This window comes from Microbulbifer sp. GL-2, from assembly GCF_007183175.1.
Lineage (GTDB): Bacteria > Pseudomonadota > Gammaproteobacteria > Pseudomonadales > Cellvibrionaceae > Microbulbifer.
The window spans coordinates 3,645,985-3,663,171 of the sequence record NZ_AP019807.1 but is presented as its reverse complement, the minus strand read 5'-3'; the positions used below and the strand labels follow the sequence as shown (position 1 = coordinate 3,663,171).

Genomic DNA, 17,187 nt, shown 5'->3' with positions numbered 1-17,187 from the left:
CCCTATCTCTTCTCTATTGATGGGGGCTCTATTGGAGGGGCAAGTGCCCCTCCTCATCCAAGCCCAAGCCCAAGCCGCGTAAACCCAACTCCAGGATACCCTCCAGTTCACTCTTACATCTGCCCGACCTCGACAGTGAAGCGGTGCCATGAAGGAGAGTCACCAAGTAGAGCGCTGCTCTATCGGCTTGCAAATCCAAACCCAGGCGCTGGGACTCAGGGTCACTGCGAAAGAAATGCACTAATTGCCGCATGTTTTCCTCATCGGCGGCTTTAAGGGCCTGGATAGCCGCCTGTGGCAGTCCCTCCCCTGCCGTCTCGGACAAGCCTTGGGCTAGGTAGCACCCCCTTGGGGTCTCTTCTCCCAACTGCCCGCGGACCGTCGCCAGCAGGAAACCAGAAATCCGCTGTCTCAAACTCTTACCTTCAGCATCGAGGTGCGCCAGGCTGTCTTTGGCATGCTTTTCCAGATATTGATGCAAAGACAGGACAAAAAGCGCTTCCTTGTTACCGAAGGCGGAATAAAGGCTGGGTTTATTAATTCCCATCGCTCCGGTTAGGTCAGCAAGCGACGCTCCAACATAGCCCTTTTTCCAAAATACCAGCATCGCAGCATCCAATGCACTGGTCTTATCGAACTCAGGTCTGCGCCCCGCCATAGTGAAATCTCTTCAAAAACTCATTGACAATATTGTACCGAACGGTACACTTCAATTCAATTTATACCGATCGGTACAGATTAGATACATTAATCACCCACAGGAGAATCAAGATGGGCATTTCCGTTCAAGGCAAAGTTGCACTAGTCACTGGCGCCAATCGAGGCATTGGCAAATCCATCGTGGATGCTTTTGTTAAGGAGGGCGCAAAAAAAGTCTACCTGGCAGTGCGCAACACCGAGACAACAACAGACCTCACCCAGAAATACGGCGACAAAGTCGTTACTGTTCAGCTGGATGTTACTGATGACAATGGAATAAAAGCGTTGGCAACAGAGATCCAGGACCTGGATATCCTGGTAAACAATGCCGGGGTATTATCCCCAACCGATCCGCTTAGTGACCGGGTTGAAGAGGCACTGGAACTTGAGCTGAATGTAAACCTATTCGGGCTTGTCCGGATAGCAAAGGCCTTTGCTCCCCAGCTGGAAAAACATCAAGGCGCACTGGTACAAATGAATTCCGTTGTATCCCTGCGTACTTTCCCCCATGTGAGCACCTATTCAGCATCCAAAGCCGCAAGCTACGCAATTACCCAGGCCCTGCGTGAAACTCTTGGGGAGCGTGGTGTACAAGTACTTAGTGTGCACCCTGGCCCGATAGAAACCGATATGGCAAAGCAGGCTGGATTAGAGGAGGGGGAAGCGCCCAGTACCGTAGCCAATGGTATTGTTGAATCACTTGCAAATGGGGACTTCCATCTATTTCCTGACCCTATGGCGAAAGCTTTCGAGGCTGCATATCAAGGGTTCTCGGATGCGATTGTGACTGCAGACTTGAGTGAATAATCGGTAATTGGAGAGCCCGCCAGATAACGTTATCTGGCGCCCGGCTAACCCACAGTATTTTATGGCCAGCAATCGCTGCTACTGAACTGCTGTGGGTAAGGTTTTAAGGGCATTATCACCAAAAAAACAGGCCGTGAATGAATCCCGACTAACTCACCGGCTAATTGACATATCTATGTGAATCACGCCACCAACTATAAGGCTAAAATTGATTGGACAGCCGAGGCAACGTCTCTGTCATCCGCATCATAGCCCAGAGTAAAAGAATGGTATTGATCGCCACGCAAACCGAACTTACGATCAACCTCTGCCAAACAGTGAACCACACCGCCTTCCAAGACAAATGACAGCTCAATTTCCTTGGCGCTCAGGAGCCCTGTATTCTTGAACTCAATTTCCTGATAACAACCAGATTTTGAAGAAAAGCTTCCTCCTCTCAGGTACCCTTTCTCAACATCTGCTTTTACTATGTTGAATCCACCCCGCTCTATCGCGGTAATCACTTTCTCTACGACAGGTAAAGGCCTTACCTGTAATAGATCTCTATCTTTGGGGTCCAGAGCAAAATCAATATCCAGTGCCGTTTCAAGCCAAACCCGGCACTGGTTTTTACGGGCATTGAGCGAGGTAATAGGAGTTTCATCATTTAACTTAAGCTCAAAGGGGAACTGCTTGATTTCATTTGCATTGATCAAAAATGGCTCAAGAGCCTGGATCTTATCAAGAACAAAGTGCTGATAGCTGATCCCGTTATCGTCTTCTATTTTTACCTCGGTGCAGAGTTTCAAATTGATAGCATCAACCTGTTGCTCTACATCTCCGCCTACGATATGGATATTACCTTTAAGGACATCACCTTGAAGTATACTGCTGTTTTCCAATACCGTATCTACCTTTGCAGCACCAATACCCAAAGATGCTTTTAACTTTTGAAACATGGATTTCCTCTAAAAATACTGACAAATTAAAGCGACGCCGGACAAAAATTATGCACAATTACTTCACGACAAACTGTAACCGCATAATCTCAATCCATTTGCTTTATAACAGTTGAGCCAGCAAAAGCATATCCTTCATTCAAATGTATCTCAATTATTGATCATGATTGGCTCTTAAGGTCTTAAATAACTCACCAATTAAGTTGAGCACTTGACTCAAAATACACGGCAAGGATAAACACCCCGGCCTTGTGGAAATCAATGGCATTGAACAATTAATTTTTTAGCCACAAGCGCCAACTTTTTAGAAAACCATGAAACACTTTAAAAGTGATTTCACCAACAGATAAACGGTATTCTCAACATTTACTCGGCGCCACTTTTTGTGGATCATGCAGTTTTGGCGGGCTAGCGTTGCCACCATGTTGTTTCAGCCAGTCACAGGCATGGATGATATCCTCCGCGAGTCCATTTACAGCATTTAAATTAAGATGGGGACGTACTACAATACGCAAAGTATTGACTGACTGCGCATTAGGCGGCATCGAGTAAGCTGACAACACCCAGCCACGCTCACGCACCTTATCCGAGATATCATATTCATTGAAGTTAGTAACATTATCATTCAGGGTCATAGCCACTACAGGTATGCGCTGGGTCTTATTCATAATTTCAAAGTACCCACTCTCTACCAATCGACTACGCAGAGTCTGCGCATTTTCCAGGGTATGTTGCATAATATCCTGGTACCCCTTAAAACCAAGACGAATAAAATTGTAATACTGATAGGCCACCGTGGAAGCATTGCGGCTAAAGTTCAGGGTGGCAGTAGGCATCTCCCCACCCAAGTAATTTACATAGAACATTAAATCCTCATCAAACACGGCACGCTCACGAAAAATTATCCAACCCAAACCCGGTGGCACCAGTCCAAATTTATGCCCCGAAGCATTGATTGACTTCACCCGTGGCAAGCGGAAATCCCAGTGATAGTTTGGGTATAAAAATGGATTAACGAAACCACCGGAAGCTCCATCAATATGCATAGGTATATCGTGACCGGTCTTTTCCTGATAACTATCTAACCATTTATGGATAGCGCGAAAAGAGTCATCCTCGCCGGTAAATGTCTGCCCGGCAATGGCTACTACCGCGATTGTGTTTTCATCCACCAGTTCACCCAGGTGCTCACTGGTGAAGCGGTAATGCCCTGGCTTAAGTGGGGCGATGCGAGGTTCCACATCGAAATAGCGCATAAATTTTTCCCACACAATTTGAACATTGGCACCAGTGACCAGGTTAGGCTTGCTTGCATCCTTGCCGGCTTTCTCCCGCTGTTTTCGCCAATTCCACTTATGGGCCAGCCCTGCCAACATGCAGGCTTCTGAGGACCCAATAGTCGCAGCACCGTAGGGTTCCACATCTTCTGGGCCATTCCAAAGTTCGTGCAACCAGCGCACCATTCTCGCCTCCATGGCGAATAATTGCGGGTACATATCGTGATCGATATAGTTTTTGAGATAGTGTTTCTTCGCTACTTCAAAAGCTTCTGGCTCGGTAAAAGTGGTTACAAATGAAGATAAATTCATGGCCGGCTTGGCATCGGACCAGGTTTCACTGGTGACAATCGATTCTGCGGCATAAGCGGAGATGCCATTGCGAGGGAAATGATCCTCAGGAATATCCTCATTGTACTCATCAAAGAACATGTCAAATGGGGATTTTTCTTTCATGGCAAATCTCCTTGTTATTCGCCAATGACACAGAAATCAGCTGAAACTACCTACCCCATTACGTCAGATAGGTTTGCGCAAGCAGAATCAGGGTTCCATCAGGTACCAGGAACATAGACCCTGGAATCGGGCACAACCAGTAGATTCGGTGGAAATAGGACACCACCAGAACAAATTCCAAGAGAGCAATTCTGCCGGGAAACCCTGGCTTTCTTACCTAAGGCATTTAGTGCCGCTCAATACCATTAAATCGGCAACCATACAGAAACCATCGATATAGAAACCGGCTTTTGTGTACCGCAATCAACTTGGCAGTCAAGAGAAACAAAGCGGAAATACCGATAAAATAATTATCGGTATCCCCTCATATGCCAACATCGGTTATTTATTCAGGCTGGTAGCAACAGTGACCGTCGTATGGGGCCTGGTGCCGTAATTGAGAAGGTTTCTATTGGAGAATACCTGGTTGCTGAAGTCCACCCTCATCTCGCCTCACAGGCAACAGGCCACTCTATTGAGCTTTTACATCATCACAGCACAAATATGGATATGCACTCACAAGACAATCAGGGCAACCTATTGAGTTGTGGCCATGCTGAGAGAATGACAGTGCGTATTTTGCTTATTTTTTATGCTTAATAATGCGATAGCTCAAATCACAGCGCCAAAGGCCGTCTTTTCTGTCAACTAGTGAACTGTATCATTTTGATTCTTAACCCGGCACACCGTGCTTGGTATAGATATCAAAACGTCCAGACTTACCTTCGAGAGCGAATGCAGGTTTTCTTCCGCTCAAGTGTGGCGCCAACTTGGGGCGCTTTACCACCGTACGGTAATAGCAGGCCTTAAGAGCAGGCTCTAGAAGATCATCTGCATCATCATCAGTCCCCACCAAGTGATGAAAAGCCACCATCTCTTTCTTTACCTTGGCACTTTTACCTCGCGGTGGGAACATAGGATCCAGGAAGACAACCGGCCAGGATTCCTCCGCCTGTTGCGCTAGCCAGTTGCCGGCGGAATCTTCTCTGTCGGCCAGGGACAGGCGCTCTGCCACCGTTGCCAATTCTGGATCGAGGACCGCCGCCTCTCGCAAGCGCCGTAAACCGTCTTGCAACAACAGATGAACTACCGGATTGCGCTCTAGCATCAGTACCTCACAGCCAACAGATGCCAAAATAAAGGCATCGCGCCCGAGCCCAGCGGTAGCATCCAAAACACGAGGGTGGAAACCGGGCCGAACACCTACAGCCTTGGCAACTGGCTGTGCTTTGCCACCACCAAATTTACGCCTGTGCGCCATGGTACCCGCAACAAAATCGACTACGACAGGTCCAGGAGCCTTACGTCCTGTTGCGCAAAGCTGTATTTGTTCACCACAACGTAACACCTGGGCAAAATCGCTGATGTCTGTAGGGTTTGACACTCCCAGACAGGGGAGGTCGAGCTGACTGGAAAGTTGGTCCGCGACAGCAAGATTATCAGGTGCAGCCGCGATAATGGCCAATGTTGGGCTCACCGGCACTCCATAAAACAGTTAAAAGGTGGGCGATGCTAACCCGGATTTTCCAACCATTCCAGAGCCTGTTTTTTTTCGCTCAAAGTGAAGGGACGTACTTCAGCGCTGATAAAATGGCAAACCAGGTGCGGCATAAAACTCAAAACAGGGTTATCTGACACTACTGCAATTCTTTGAATATGCCTCTGGTGATCATGCACGAAACGAAAATGAGTAATCATCGCCACAAAATTTTCCCAGCCGGCAAAATCCTGTGCATCAATCAATAGCCCTTGGATTCTGCCCTGCTCCCGTATCACCGGGTCAACCTGGGAAGCCAATTGGTGGAAGTCTTCCGCAGTAAACTTTCCCTTGGGCCTTACTTCTAGGATTTTATGTCCCTGAAACCATTTATGCTCAATCATTCTTTCAAAATAGCTTTGGGCCACCTCAACAGGCAGCCCTTACCCATCCATCTCCTGAGTTTATGCCGGATCAGCGCTGGGGCTGATCCGAATTGCTCTCCATACCTTCATCCGTGCCTGTATCCGTTCCGCTGGGGTTTTCGGCGCCCTCCACCGCTTGTTCAGCTTCCTTTGAGGTGTCTTCAACGGCTTCTCCAGCAGGATTTGTGCCCATTTGAGTGGTATCGCTATCGCTGGCCGAACCAGCCTCACCAGGAGTGGGGGTTGGATCAGTGCCCGAAGGAACATCAGGACTGGAAGAAGCGCCTCCTCCCGGAGGTGTCGGATCAGTCTGGTCAGATTCCTGCGGCATCTGAGTATCCGGGTTACCCATACCATCAGGAGGTGTAGAGGTGCCATTAGGAGAAGAGGAGTCACTACCACTGCCGCTATCAGCCGGCATGGAGTTGTCATTCATCTGCTCGCTTTTCGGCTGATTCATCGAATCATACGCTTCTTTGGCCTTATGCTCGCCACTCCGCGACATAAAATATCCGATGATCAACAACAAAATGATCAGTGGAATCAATAACTTCTTCATACGTCGACCTCTCGACCCCAAGCGGTTTCAGGAAAAACACTTATTGCGAGGCCGGTCCAGCCCTAAAGCTTTTGGGCCCACAATTTTGGGTGATGTGGGCTCGCCTCACATGGCATCCATGCGACAATAATAGCTGGCCCTAAGGCCTTTTGACGCCAGCGCAATCATAATTCAACGTAAATCGATCAAAAGAAGATGACGCCAATACTGATAAGAATAACCCGGCATTGGCGTAGTTCAAGGAACTGACCTCTTCCTGGAGAGTTTGGATTGCTGTAAATAGAGGATGACTTACAACGGGAAGTTCTATTCACCAGTCTTTGAACAACAACCTCACTGACAGGCTTGATAAGCTCCCTCAGCCCTGGGTGGTAAATTCCCTAAGTTCGGCTAGGAGTTCTTCTGCCTCTGACTCCATCACCGCTGCATCACAACTGCGAAGCTGTAACCGCCCGTAACTGTCCAGGCTGGCAAAGATCAGGTATCTCTCTCCTTTTTCCAGTTTCATATCACAGTATTCCAATCCCAGGCGAAAGGTAATCTGGTCCGCCACGACTCCCTTCCATACCTGCCCAGGCACTGCTGAGTAGACATACCCGGAAATTGCCGTAACACCCTGTTCTGACAAGGCACTATCAATATCCCGGTGAATCCCGATAACTTCCACTTGAGCCACTATCACCGCCTCAGTAAAACGTATTTCCAGGTTGGAAATGGGTACAACCGGGGCTTTCTCCACTGCATACCCCAACGTGGCCGCCAGATTAAGGAAAATAAAGACAAATCCCAGAGCAAAGGTTGCTGGGCTAATATGACGCTGCACAATATATCTCCATTATTTGCGTTATCGCTGTTTTAGAAATAGCACAAGTCGGGAACTCTCGAAGAATACGCTCCTTTTCTTTACCTGTATTATTCTCGATGAATAATGATCATTTATTGACCACGCCTTACTTCTTCACATATTGCTTCTCGTTATCTATTACTAGAAGCCCTTGCGGGCAATGAGAATTATGTGCAGTAGCTTGATGGCGCGTTACACTAAGCCAACATTTTTAAAGAGCAGCTTCGGTGCCAACGTCAACATTGGCAATCAAGCAGTGATACGACTACAGAATATTTTATCTGCCAATAGGTCAACTTACTTCCGTAAAAATATCGAAAACCGCATCGATCAAATTTATCGCACACTATACAAATGCCTTCAAGAAATCGTTGAAGACAAAAAATCTCTACTTAGGACTTCTGCGCTGCCTTCGCCTTCTGCTGATTCGTAATTTTCACTTTAAACAACACACACCAACTTCTACCACACTCAATCCCAACCAAGACATTTAAAAAAACTCAAATCATAAAACATCAAAAAAACAAACCACCCTACAACGCCAATCAATCAAACTATGCAGATGCCCCCCTTTTTCACAAACGCATAAAACATTAAGAGCATTTGCGACAAGCGGGACCAACATTAAGACAAAGGTCTCTTAGCTACACCCCACAGAAAAAATGCTTTGATAGACTTTATGTATAGCGGCCAATAACCTATTAAAGTGATTTTGAGGTGAATATTTTTCAACTCTCTAATTTATCGACCAAGACCAAGCCATCTGAAAAAATTCAAAACTATAACAATAATACTATTACAATCTCATAGATACCTTCAGGTCGAAGGAAAAAAACCTCTCCGATCTAGAGGCACACTCATTCATGCTCGCCATAGACTTACATGAATCAGACTGAAGAATATTATTATTCCTCCGGCTTTTAGCAATCAACAAAGAAACAAAAAAATGCTTATACAAAAAATAGCGATTACGCTGGCCTTTTCAGCGGCATTAGCATCTTCACTTGTAAACTCAAAAACTTTAGTTTGGGAGGATAACTTCGACGGTGACAGCATCGACACTTCAGTCTGGACTTACGATGTTGGCAACTCCGGCTGGGGCAACAACGAACTGCAAAATTATACCGATAACAGTGATAACGCTTATATAGAAAACGGTAACTTGGTGATTCAGGCACTGAGAGGCGCCGATGGTAAATTTACTTCTGCCCGCCTTAAATCCATCGGCCGCATGTCCTATAAATACGGCACAATTGAAGCCCGTATTAAACTGCCGGACTTGGAATCCGGTCTATGGCCAGCATTTTGGCAACTAGGAAATGATTTCGGCCAGGCTGGCTGGCCTGCATGCGGTGAGCTAGATATTCTGGAAGCGGGTATGGCTGAAGCTCTAAATGCTGGCAAGGTAAATTCCGCAGTCTCTGGTGCTTTCCATTGGCGGCACGAATCAGATGATTACACAGGCAAAGCAGATTACGGTCAATCCAAGAATCTGATAGAAGATTTTCAATCCAGCAGTAACCTTACTGAAGATTACCATATATTCGGTATGACCTGGACACCGGAAAAAATCTCTATGTGGGTGGATGACGAAGCAAATGAAATAATCAGCATCAACACAGATAATCCCGCATTCAGTGAATTTCAGCAAAAGCATTTTTTAATTTTAAACTTGGCGGTTGGTGGGAATTTCCCACAGATATACGATAACAATGAAATCACTGCACCCATGCCCGCCAAGATGTATGTTGACTATGTACGTATCTACGACAATGACGATTCCAGCTATAGTACCGAACTCACATTAGCCGCCGATACTGCAAAAAGAGGAAATCTGGGTATTATCGGTGAAGGCAGTGAAATCACTGAATCTCTTCGTCTCGGCACCGATACCGAACTCTATGTATGGAACAACATGGAAGGCCTCAATAACAGCGACTCGCTGGAATTCAAAGTAGCCGAAGGCGACTGGTTCGGCATGGGAGTGTGGATGCATTACGATCTGAACCTGATGAATTATCAAAATGGTCACCTGAACTTCCGTATGAAAAGCACTGGAAACCAGGGTTTTGAAATCGGGCTCGCTAGTACCAACGGTGGCGAAGCATGGGTTGCCCTAAACCCAGATGGCGAGTCTTTTGGCCTGAAATGGGATGGCCAATGGCACTTGGTCAGTATCCCCCTCAGTCAATTTGGAGTGGACTTTCATACCATCAACCAGGCCCTCATGATACGCGGCGATGCATCAACAGAAGTCTTTGTACTATCCATAGATGATGTTTATTTTAGTGAGAGCCTTGACAAAAGATCTCCGAATGGCACCTTCTCTCTATACAGCGAGACTATCGAGGCCAACTCATCTTTCGAGTTGGGCACTGATGGCAATCTGTATATTTGGGAAGAAACCCTGCTAGAAGTTTCCTCTTCACCATACGAAGGATCAGAGTCTCTATCCTATACCTCTGCCGGTGCCGGCTGGTTCGGCATGTCCTTTACCGCTGATAATTATTACGACCTATCGGCGTTTGATAACGGTACTGCAACCCTCAATTTCGCCCTTAAGTCCAGCTCGACCACCAGCTTTCAAATTGGTATGAAGAGCGGCAGCATCGGCAATGTCGGGCAGAAATGGATCGACTTTACCAGTGGTGCCGACCCCTATGGCTTTGTTCGTGACGGTCAATGGCATCAGATCTCCATACCGCTCAGTGACTTTAGCGATGAGGTGGATATGTCGAACGTAATCCAGCTGTTCGAGCTACTCGGTGTGAATGGAGAAATCAGCCATATCGAAATCGACAATATTTACTTCTCTGGGGGCGACAGCAATGATAATGATACCGGTGACCAGGATCTGATTGCCCAAGCGACAGTCACAGCCAGCAACGAAATCCAACCCATATCAAATGCCATTGACTCTGACAGCAGCACCCGCTGGGAAAGTGCCCACGGCGGCGACTCCGCCTGGATTCTTTTAGATTTGGGCGAAGCTGAATCACTCAAAACCCTCTCTATCGACTGGGAACATGCGAATGCCTCAGCTTATAGGGTACAAGGCAGTAACGACGCTGTTACCTGGGCAACGCTGGTCGACTTCACCGGGGGCAATGCCGGTGAGAGAACTGATGAACATACGCTCGGTGGCAGCTACCGTTATGTACGCCTGTATTTTACCGAGCGGAGCACCGTCTATGGCTATTCCATTTGGGAACTGAACCTCAGAGGAAAAAAAGGCAAGACTCAAACATCTCCGCCACTTCAGAACTGCAAAGCGCCAAACTGGCAATTGATGGGGACCACAACACGCGCTGGGAAAGTGCTCATGGCCTCGACGATGTCAGCCTGACTTACGACCTGGGCGAGCAACAGGTTATTAATTCAGTCCGCATCGACTGGGAAACCGCCAATGCCGCCACATATACTTTACTGGGCAGCACTGACGGCAACAATTGGGTCAACATCCAGTCCTTCTCCGGGATGAAGGCCGGTGAGCGTAGCGACTTTATCACAGTAGAGAGCAACTACCGCTACCTGAAAGTTGACTGCACTGAGCGCAACACTCCCTACGGTTACTCTATCTGGGAAATAGGCACTCTCTAAGTAGTTCGGGGCAACGCTAAGCTGATGGTGCCCCGCTTACTGCCTACACACCGAATGGAAGTAAATCCCAAATTAAATGATCAAACAATGCCAACAAGGCGAGAGGCACCCGCTGATTACAAGGTGCTGTCAACCTGCCCCAAAGAAATATTGAAATGATGAACTTCGAATTGCTCGCGAAGAGTCATCTAGCCGTATTTTCGGTGCGCTTTAGCCCCCACTCTTATCTTGATCAGAATCATACAATAATAATGACATGCTACACTTTCTTTAAAAGGGAGAGTAAAAAGAGCAGTCTAAGCATCAAAGTAGACTCCTTAGATATTTATGAAGGGCAGCTTTCAGTTGTCTCTACAGACCACTATAAGTTAGACGGTAGATCTTATGAGCGAAATCATCTGAAATCAGTATGCTGCCGTCAGGCATTTCCAAAAAGGCTACCGGGCGGCCAAATGTCGTTTCCTCTTGCATAAATCCTGTAATTACTGGCTGATATCCAGTAATTTTGCTGTCTTCAACTGTGGCCAGCATTACGCGGTACCCGGATTTTTCACTTCGATTCCAAGAACCGTGTTCAGCGACCAGAAGCTGTTGCTGATATTGCTCTGGGAATTGCTTGCCTCGATAAAAATGTATCCCCAAGGGCGCCACATGGGCCCCCAAATTCAATACTGGTGGGGAAAAATCGCTAGCTTTTTTCCCCTGACCAAATTCCGGATCGGCAATATCATCGCCGTGAAAATAAGGGTAACCAAAATGCTCCCCCTCAAAACTCACCTTGTTTATCTCACACGGCGGAATATCATCGCCCATCATATCTCTGCCGTTATCACTAAACCACAATTCGTTTGTTTGCGGATGGAAATCAAAACCTACAGAGTTACGTACACCGCTGGCGATCACTTTTACTTGCTGGGAGGCCAGATCCAAAGAAAATATCTTAGAGTAATTTTCATCGGCATCACAAATATTACACGGCGCCCCTACGGGAACTATTAGTTGCCCGCTTTTATTAAACTGCAAAAACTTCCAACCATGATGCCCGTCGGTTGGAAACTGGTCGTAAACCACTTCAGAGCTTGGCTTATCCAGATTCTTATCTATATCTTTAAATCGAATAATTTTATTAATATCAGCCACATACAGATCACCATCCCTATAAGCAATGCCTGTTGGGGCCCTTAGATTTTCCATTAGCAACCAACGCTTATCGGCTTTGCCATCATTATCTGTATCTCTGAGGGCATACACCTTTTTAGCGCTGAAAGAACCTGAAAAAACAGTACCCGATTCTGAACGGGCGAGCTGGCGCGCAGTCTCTACATCTTCAGCAAAGTAACTAAGCTCAAAGCCTTCAGGCACTTTTAGTTGTTCAAGTGTTATTTCAGCCTGTGCCAGTGGTGAGAAAAGTAAACTTGTTAGCAATATCCGCTTCATTATTGTCAACCAATAGGTAAAAGGCCATCTTATCGACAGACAAGCTTATTGGCTAATTCACAAAAGAGACATGGGATAAAATCCAGTGTAGATACGCCAAAGTGTTAAGTTAACGTCCTAAACCTGCACTAACTCACAATTCACTGAAAGTTGTTATGGTTAACCAGTGGCAGCTCTCAGTTTCCGGTTATCTCCGTAAGCTGGTTATTACCAGGGAATATGGAGGCGTAATTAGCTGGGTACACCAAATAGGCAGGATATGGAAGCGAATTAACAGGATTGAAGCTCGGGACAAATACAATTATTGGAGGGCCGCAGCGTCCACGGCAATTTTCTATGGACGCTGCGGGAAGCCGCACATATGGCAGCCGTATTTTGCGCTTTTACAAAGGCAGCAGCTCAAGCTCTACACGGCGATTGGCCTGACGTCCAGATTCGGAGTCGTTGCTGGCCAGCGGATAACGCTCACCATAACCAACAGCTTGTACACGGCCATAGGAAACACCGCCATTGCTAAAGAAATTTGCTACAGAGTTAGCACGCTGCTCACTCAAAGATTGGTTGTGAACATCCGAGCCAGTGCTGTCAGTGTGCCCGCTTACGCGAATGGCCGTTTTATCAAACTCCTGCAGAACCACGGTTACAGACTCCAACGTATCATAAAAATCGGAGCGAATATCGGAACGATTGGTGCCGAAGGTGATATTGCCAGGCATGATCAGGCGGATGTTGTCGCCTTCTCGCTGCACTCGTACGCCACTGCCTTCGAGGCGCTGGCGTAGAGCCATTTCCTGACGATCCATGTAGTAGCCAATACCACCACCGATAGCCGCACCACCCAGAGCGCCAGTGAGCGCGCCCTTTTTACGGTCTTTCTTGCTCGCAGTTGCCACGCCCACAATAGCACCAGCCACCGCGCCAATTCCCGCCCCCTTGGCGGCATTACTGGTTTTACTCTCGCCTGTGTAAGGGTCCAGTGTGGAACAGCCCACCAGTGAGCCCATTGCAAGAATTGCTACCCAATGTTTCATTATTGGTTCTCCTAACTCTCTTTTAAATAACGGGTATCGGGATGTACTGAAGCCCAGTGCTCCTGCACAGTCCCAACATTATTCAACGCGCTAGCTGACCGGCGGCTGAATCAACCCTGTGAAATGTGGTGAAGGCTACGACGAAGTGACCATCAAATCTATTGACCAGTCCCCATTGCGCATCACCAGTTACTGCAGAGATGTACCCGGGTACAAACTCGATGGTTGAGAAGTGCCCAACCCCCTATTCTTCCACAGCTTCTGTGGATAACTCTGTGCATTAATTAGCAAAGGACAACGCCATACAGCGTGGATCCTTGCCTGTAGCGTTTTGCACATTTTTTAAACTTTTTAATTTTTCCTGTAAAAACAATAAGTTAGAGTAGTCAATAAAAATAATGTACCGGCTGTTTCAGTTAATTTTAATGCGTCGCCAGTGCCACTTTCTTATGTGGAAAAGTTTGTCAATACCCCTAGCGTCAGAGGACAAACTTTTTTTAGACGCTTTTGTACTTATTTGTCTTACTAAATGGCGCAACATTTATTTTAATGTTTTCTGCGCCAAACATCTTTTAATAATGCGGTGGCTTTTCATCCTGCTGCTTCGCCCCACCCTGCACTTCAAAGGCCAGGGCACCGTACTTTTCCCCCAGCTCGCGCATACGCGCGACAAGGCCGCGGATGTCGGCATCCTGACGTGTAATAACATCATTTAGCTGAGAAATGGTATCTTCCTGGAAAGCGAGACGGCCTTCCAGTTCATCAATGCGTTCGGCCAGTTTCAAAACTTCCTCACTCATTACAGCAACCCATATAACGATTCCACCAGTCCTACCGCGCGCCGGTCCATAAACAGGCTCTGCCCTAAACGAGTGGTGATATATCCGATTCCCAAACCTCGCTCGGGGTCAGCAAATCCCACGCTTCCACCTGCACCCGGGTGACCAAAACCCCGGCTACCGCCAAAACGCAGATCCGCTGCACTACTACTGCGGATAAAGCCGCAGCCAAAACTCACCTCGGCCTGCAGTACCATATCGCGACCATGGCTCTGTTCCCGGGAAGCTTCTCTAACCCACTCTTTCGGCAAAGTCTCGGGGTTTTCTTTTGACAGGTCACCATAAACCGCTGCCAGGTCCCGCGCACTGAAGTGGCCATTCGCCGCAGGAATCAAAGCTTCGCGCCACTCGCGGCTATTGGTTCCCATCATCAGGCTGACCGGGTTACTGAAAGCCATGGCTACCGGGCCCTTGCGATCCTCTTTTATCGCGCGACCGATAGCATTTTCACGCAGCTCATGAAGCGGTTGCTTCAGCGGGCTTACATCAGCAATACGTTGGGATTTATGACCCTCAGCGCCAAATCCCCCATCGAGATCGAGGGGTTGGGCTAGCATATCCCGATAAAGTTCCAATAGCGATTTTTGTGCAACCCTTTCGATTAACCCACCCAGGCTCCAGCCGTATAAAAAAGGTGCATACCCTTGTTTACTGCCGGGAGCCCACCAGGGCTCGGCGCGTGCAACTTCGTCACAAGCCGCTTGCCAGTCATAAATCAGACTGTCCTTAACCCGCTCACTGAAGGCAACCAGGCCACTGCGGTGACAAAGCAACTGGCGCGCGGTGACAGTTTCCTTGCCATGAGCAAATTCAGGCCAGTAATCAGCCACCGGGCGATCCAGGTCCAGCTTGTCCGCGGCCACCTGCTGCATGGCCAACAGCGCAAGGACTCCCTTACTGGAAGAGAACACATTAACCAGCGTGTCCTCTGTAAAAGGCCGCTCTGCGTCCCGGTCGGCGCTGCCAGACCACAGGGAGCAGATCAGTTCACCATGCTGGCGTACGGCGAAGGCCGCACCAGTATCCCCACACTCGCGAAAATTCCTGGCAAAAGCATCGTAAAGCGCTTCAAATCCGGGGGCGCAAAAGCCGTATATTTCCATGTATCTACGTCCAGATAATTCGGGTAACTCTATTGGAGGTCCGCAAGGGTAGTTTCTTCCCCTCCGCGGCGCAAATCAGTAGTATTGCGCGTCCACAGTGAGGGATAGTTATGAATCAAGAAACCGCCATTCAGGACCAGATTCAGGGCAACCACTGTTTCGGCTGTGGCCCGGACAATGACCAAGGACTACGCATCAAGAGCTTTTGGAGTGCCCAGGATCAAACCCGTTGTGAATTCACTCCGAGCCCGTTCCACAACGCCGGACCTGCAAAGTACTTAAATGGCGGAATTATCGCCACAGTGATCGACTGCCACACTGTTTGCACCGCTATCGCTGATGGCTACTTACAGGCTGGGCGCGAAGTTGGGGCCGGAGAGAAAATCTGGTATGCCACAGGCAAGCTTGATATCAAATACCTGGCTCCAGCATTAATTGACAAACCACTACTCCTCGAAGCCTCCATTGTCGGGCGCAGCCGGAAAAAAACCGTATTACACTGCGACCTCTACAGCGATGACCACTTATGTGCGAAGGCGGAAGTTATCGCTGTGCTTGTACCGGGCAGCTGGTAACGGCCTCCACCGCTCAGATAAGCACCACTTTGTATTTCCTTTGTCCAGAGCAGCCTTGCCATCCCACTTGTCTGCCGTCCTTTCCAGGCCGATTTAGCAATAGACTGCAGCCAAAAAATTCAAACTGATCAAACTTCAGGCGCCTCTTCCGTATCCTCCAGCCTATGCCCACAAAACTTGCAGTATTCCGCATCCGGGTCGTGGGCGCTACGGCTGCAGTTATTGCAGGCCAACTGGGTGCGTTCGCGGTGCATCTCCCCGGCCAGCTCAGCGGTAAGGATCCCAGTGGGAACCGCAATAATCGAATAGCCGATCAGCATAGTCATGGCGGCAATTGCCTGTCCCAATGGGGTCTGTGGTGAGATGTCTCCGTAACCCACTGTGGTGATCGTGACAATGGCCCAGTAAACGCTGGTGGGAATACTGGTGAAACCGTGATCAGGCCCCTCTACCACAAACATCAGCGCCCCAAAAAGGATGCACATCACCAGGACACTGGCATAGAACACCAGGATTTTTCGCCGGGCAAGCCCTAAGGCGCGCAACAGGATATTGGCATCGCGCAAATAGCGAACCAGTTTCAGAATCCTGAAAATACGCAATACCCGCAGCAGGCGGATCACCAACAGGTAGGTCGCACCGGTATAGAGCAGGGCCAGGTAACTGGGAAGGATTGCGAGCAGGTCGACAATTCCATAGAAGCTGAATATATATTTGCGGCGATTCACCGAGCAGTAAATACGCGCGAAGTATTCGATGGTAAATAGCCCGGTAAAGACCCACTCAAGACCGATCAGTAGCTGTCCAAAACGTTCGGCGATAGTGCCAATCGAAGCCAGTAGGACCAGGGACACACTGATCAAAATCGCCCAGATCAAAAAAACATCAAAGTTGCGTCCGGCGGGGGTATCTGTACCGAAGATCACCTCATTGAGCAGTTTTCGACGTCCAGTTAACGCCATCTATCACCTCAACCACTTGCTGCTATCAATTTGCGGCGAAATTCTAACCTCTGGGAGGGCGCTGGTCGCCCCTAATTTCCACCGGGTCCATTACCTTTCAGTTAAGCTGAGCCCCTTTG

General features: G+C 48.1%; 17 protein-coding genes. 5 read left to right on the top strand and 12 right to left on the bottom strand.

Annotated elements, in window-relative coordinates; all coding sequences use genetic code 11:
- Positions 1–28 precede the first annotated feature (28 nt).
- Complete coding sequence (locus tag GL2_RS16040; protein ID WP_143731593.1) at positions 29–658, bottom strand: TetR/AcrR family transcriptional regulator; 630 nt, start codon at positions 656–658, stop codon at positions 29–31.
- Between the two features lie 113 nt (positions 659–771).
- Here GL2_RS16040 and GL2_RS16035 point away from each other — a divergent pair, with 113 nt between their 5' ends.
- A complete protein-coding gene (locus GL2_RS16035) occupies positions 772–1,506 on the top strand; it encodes an SDR family oxidoreductase (protein ID WP_143731592.1) in 735 nt (244 codons plus the stop codon).
- Positions 1,507–1,700: 194 nt separating this feature from the next.
- Here the strand turns inward: GL2_RS16035 and GL2_RS16030 are convergent, their stop codons facing one another.
- On the bottom strand, positions 1,701–2,444 hold the full coding sequence (locus GL2_RS16030; RefSeq protein WP_143731591.1) for a sporulation protein: 744 nt from the start codon (positions 2,442–2,444) through the stop codon (positions 1,701–1,703).
- A gap of 359 nt (positions 2,445–2,803) precedes the next feature.
- On the bottom strand, positions 2,804–4,177 hold the full coding sequence (locus tag GL2_RS16025; RefSeq protein WP_143731590.1) for a glutamate decarboxylase: 1,374 nt from the start codon (positions 4,175–4,177) through the stop codon (positions 2,804–2,806).
- 417 nt (positions 4,178–4,594) lie between these two features.
- Between GL2_RS16025 and GL2_RS16020 the strand changes: the two genes are divergently transcribed.
- A complete protein-coding gene (locus GL2_RS16020) occupies positions 4,595–4,816 on the top strand; it encodes a hypothetical protein (RefSeq protein WP_143731589.1) in 222 nt (73 codons plus the stop codon).
- A gap of 73 nt (positions 4,817–4,889) precedes the next feature.
- On the opposite strand, the gene GL2_RS16015 is transcribed toward GL2_RS16020, so the two are convergent.
- From GL2_RS16015 to GL2_RS16000, 4 genes are all read right to left on the bottom strand, one after another.
- Entirely contained in the window at positions 4,890–5,693 is an 804-nt protein-coding gene (locus GL2_RS16015) for a class I SAM-dependent methyltransferase (RefSeq protein ID WP_143731588.1), read from the bottom strand.
- Between the two features lie 35 nt (positions 5,694–5,728).
- Positions 5,729–6,097, bottom strand: coding sequence for an STAS/SEC14 domain-containing protein (locus GL2_RS16010; RefSeq protein ID WP_143731587.1), 369 nt, complete (start codon positions 6,095–6,097; stop codon positions 5,729–5,731).
- Between the two features lie 70 nt (positions 6,098–6,167).
- Positions 6,168–6,677: a hypothetical protein gene (locus GL2_RS16005; protein WP_143731586.1), complete on the bottom strand. Its 510-nt coding sequence runs from the start codon at positions 6,675–6,677 to the stop codon at positions 6,168–6,170.
- A 358-nt stretch (positions 6,678–7,035) separates the two neighbouring features.
- A complete protein-coding gene (locus tag GL2_RS16000) occupies positions 7,036–7,500 on the bottom strand; it encodes a hypothetical protein (protein ID WP_143731585.1) in 465 nt (154 codons plus the stop codon).
- 967 nt (positions 7,501–8,467) lie between these two features.
- Here GL2_RS16000 and GL2_RS15995 point away from each other — a divergent pair.
- Together GL2_RS15995 and GL2_RS21995 are read left to right on the top strand one after the other, a co-directional pair.
- Positions 8,468–10,867: a discoidin domain-containing protein gene (locus GL2_RS15995; RefSeq protein ID WP_143731584.1), complete on the top strand. Its 2,400-nt coding sequence runs from the start codon at positions 8,468–8,470 to the stop codon at positions 10,865–10,867.
- Positions 10,768–11,121: a discoidin domain-containing protein gene (locus GL2_RS21995; protein ID WP_232053851.1), complete on the top strand. Its 354-nt coding sequence runs from the start codon at positions 10,768–10,770 to the stop codon at positions 11,119–11,121. Before GL2_RS15995 ends, GL2_RS21995 begins: the two co-directional genes overlap by 100 nt.
- A 351-nt stretch (positions 11,122–11,472) precedes the next feature.
- Here GL2_RS21995 and GL2_RS15985 read toward each other — a convergent pair whose 3' ends face one another.
- The 4 genes from GL2_RS15985 to GL2_RS15970 all read right to left on the bottom strand — a co-directional run bounded on the left by GL2_RS15985 (position 11,473) and on the right by GL2_RS15970 (position 15,531).
- Positions 11,473–12,558: a sorbosone dehydrogenase family protein gene (locus GL2_RS15985; RefSeq protein WP_143731582.1), complete on the bottom strand. Its 1,086-nt coding sequence runs from the start codon at positions 12,556–12,558 to the stop codon at positions 11,473–11,475.
- A 383-nt stretch (positions 12,559–12,941) separates the two neighbouring features.
- The gene (locus tag GL2_RS15980) at positions 12,942–13,589 is read right to left on the bottom strand and encodes an OmpA family protein (protein ID WP_143731581.1); all 648 of its coding nucleotides are present in this window, start codon (positions 13,587–13,589) and stop codon (positions 12,942–12,944) included.
- A 572-nt stretch (positions 13,590–14,161) separates the two neighbouring features.
- Positions 14,162–14,389, bottom strand: a complete 228-nt coding sequence (locus GL2_RS15975) for a SlyX family protein (RefSeq protein WP_143731580.1) — start codon at positions 14,387–14,389, stop codon at positions 14,162–14,164.
- Positions 14,389–15,531 (bottom strand): serine hydrolase, encoded by a 1,143-nt coding sequence (locus GL2_RS15970; protein WP_143731579.1) that lies wholly within the window; start codon positions 15,529–15,531, stop codon positions 14,389–14,391. Before GL2_RS15970 ends, GL2_RS15975 begins: the two co-directional genes overlap by 1 nt.
- 110 nt (positions 15,532–15,641) lie before the next feature.
- Between GL2_RS15970 and GL2_RS15965 the strand changes: the two genes are divergently transcribed.
- Positions 15,642–16,106: a PaaI family thioesterase gene (locus GL2_RS15965; RefSeq protein WP_143731578.1), complete on the top strand. Its 465-nt coding sequence runs from the start codon at positions 15,642–15,644 to the stop codon at positions 16,104–16,106.
- Positions 16,107–16,234: 128 nt separating this feature from the next.
- On the opposite strand, the gene GL2_RS15960 is transcribed toward GL2_RS15965, so the two are convergent.
- Positions 16,235–17,068, bottom strand: coding sequence for an ion transporter (locus tag GL2_RS15960; protein ID WP_143731577.1), 834 nt, complete (start codon positions 17,066–17,068; stop codon positions 16,235–16,237).
- Positions 17,069–17,187 lie beyond the last annotated feature (119 nt).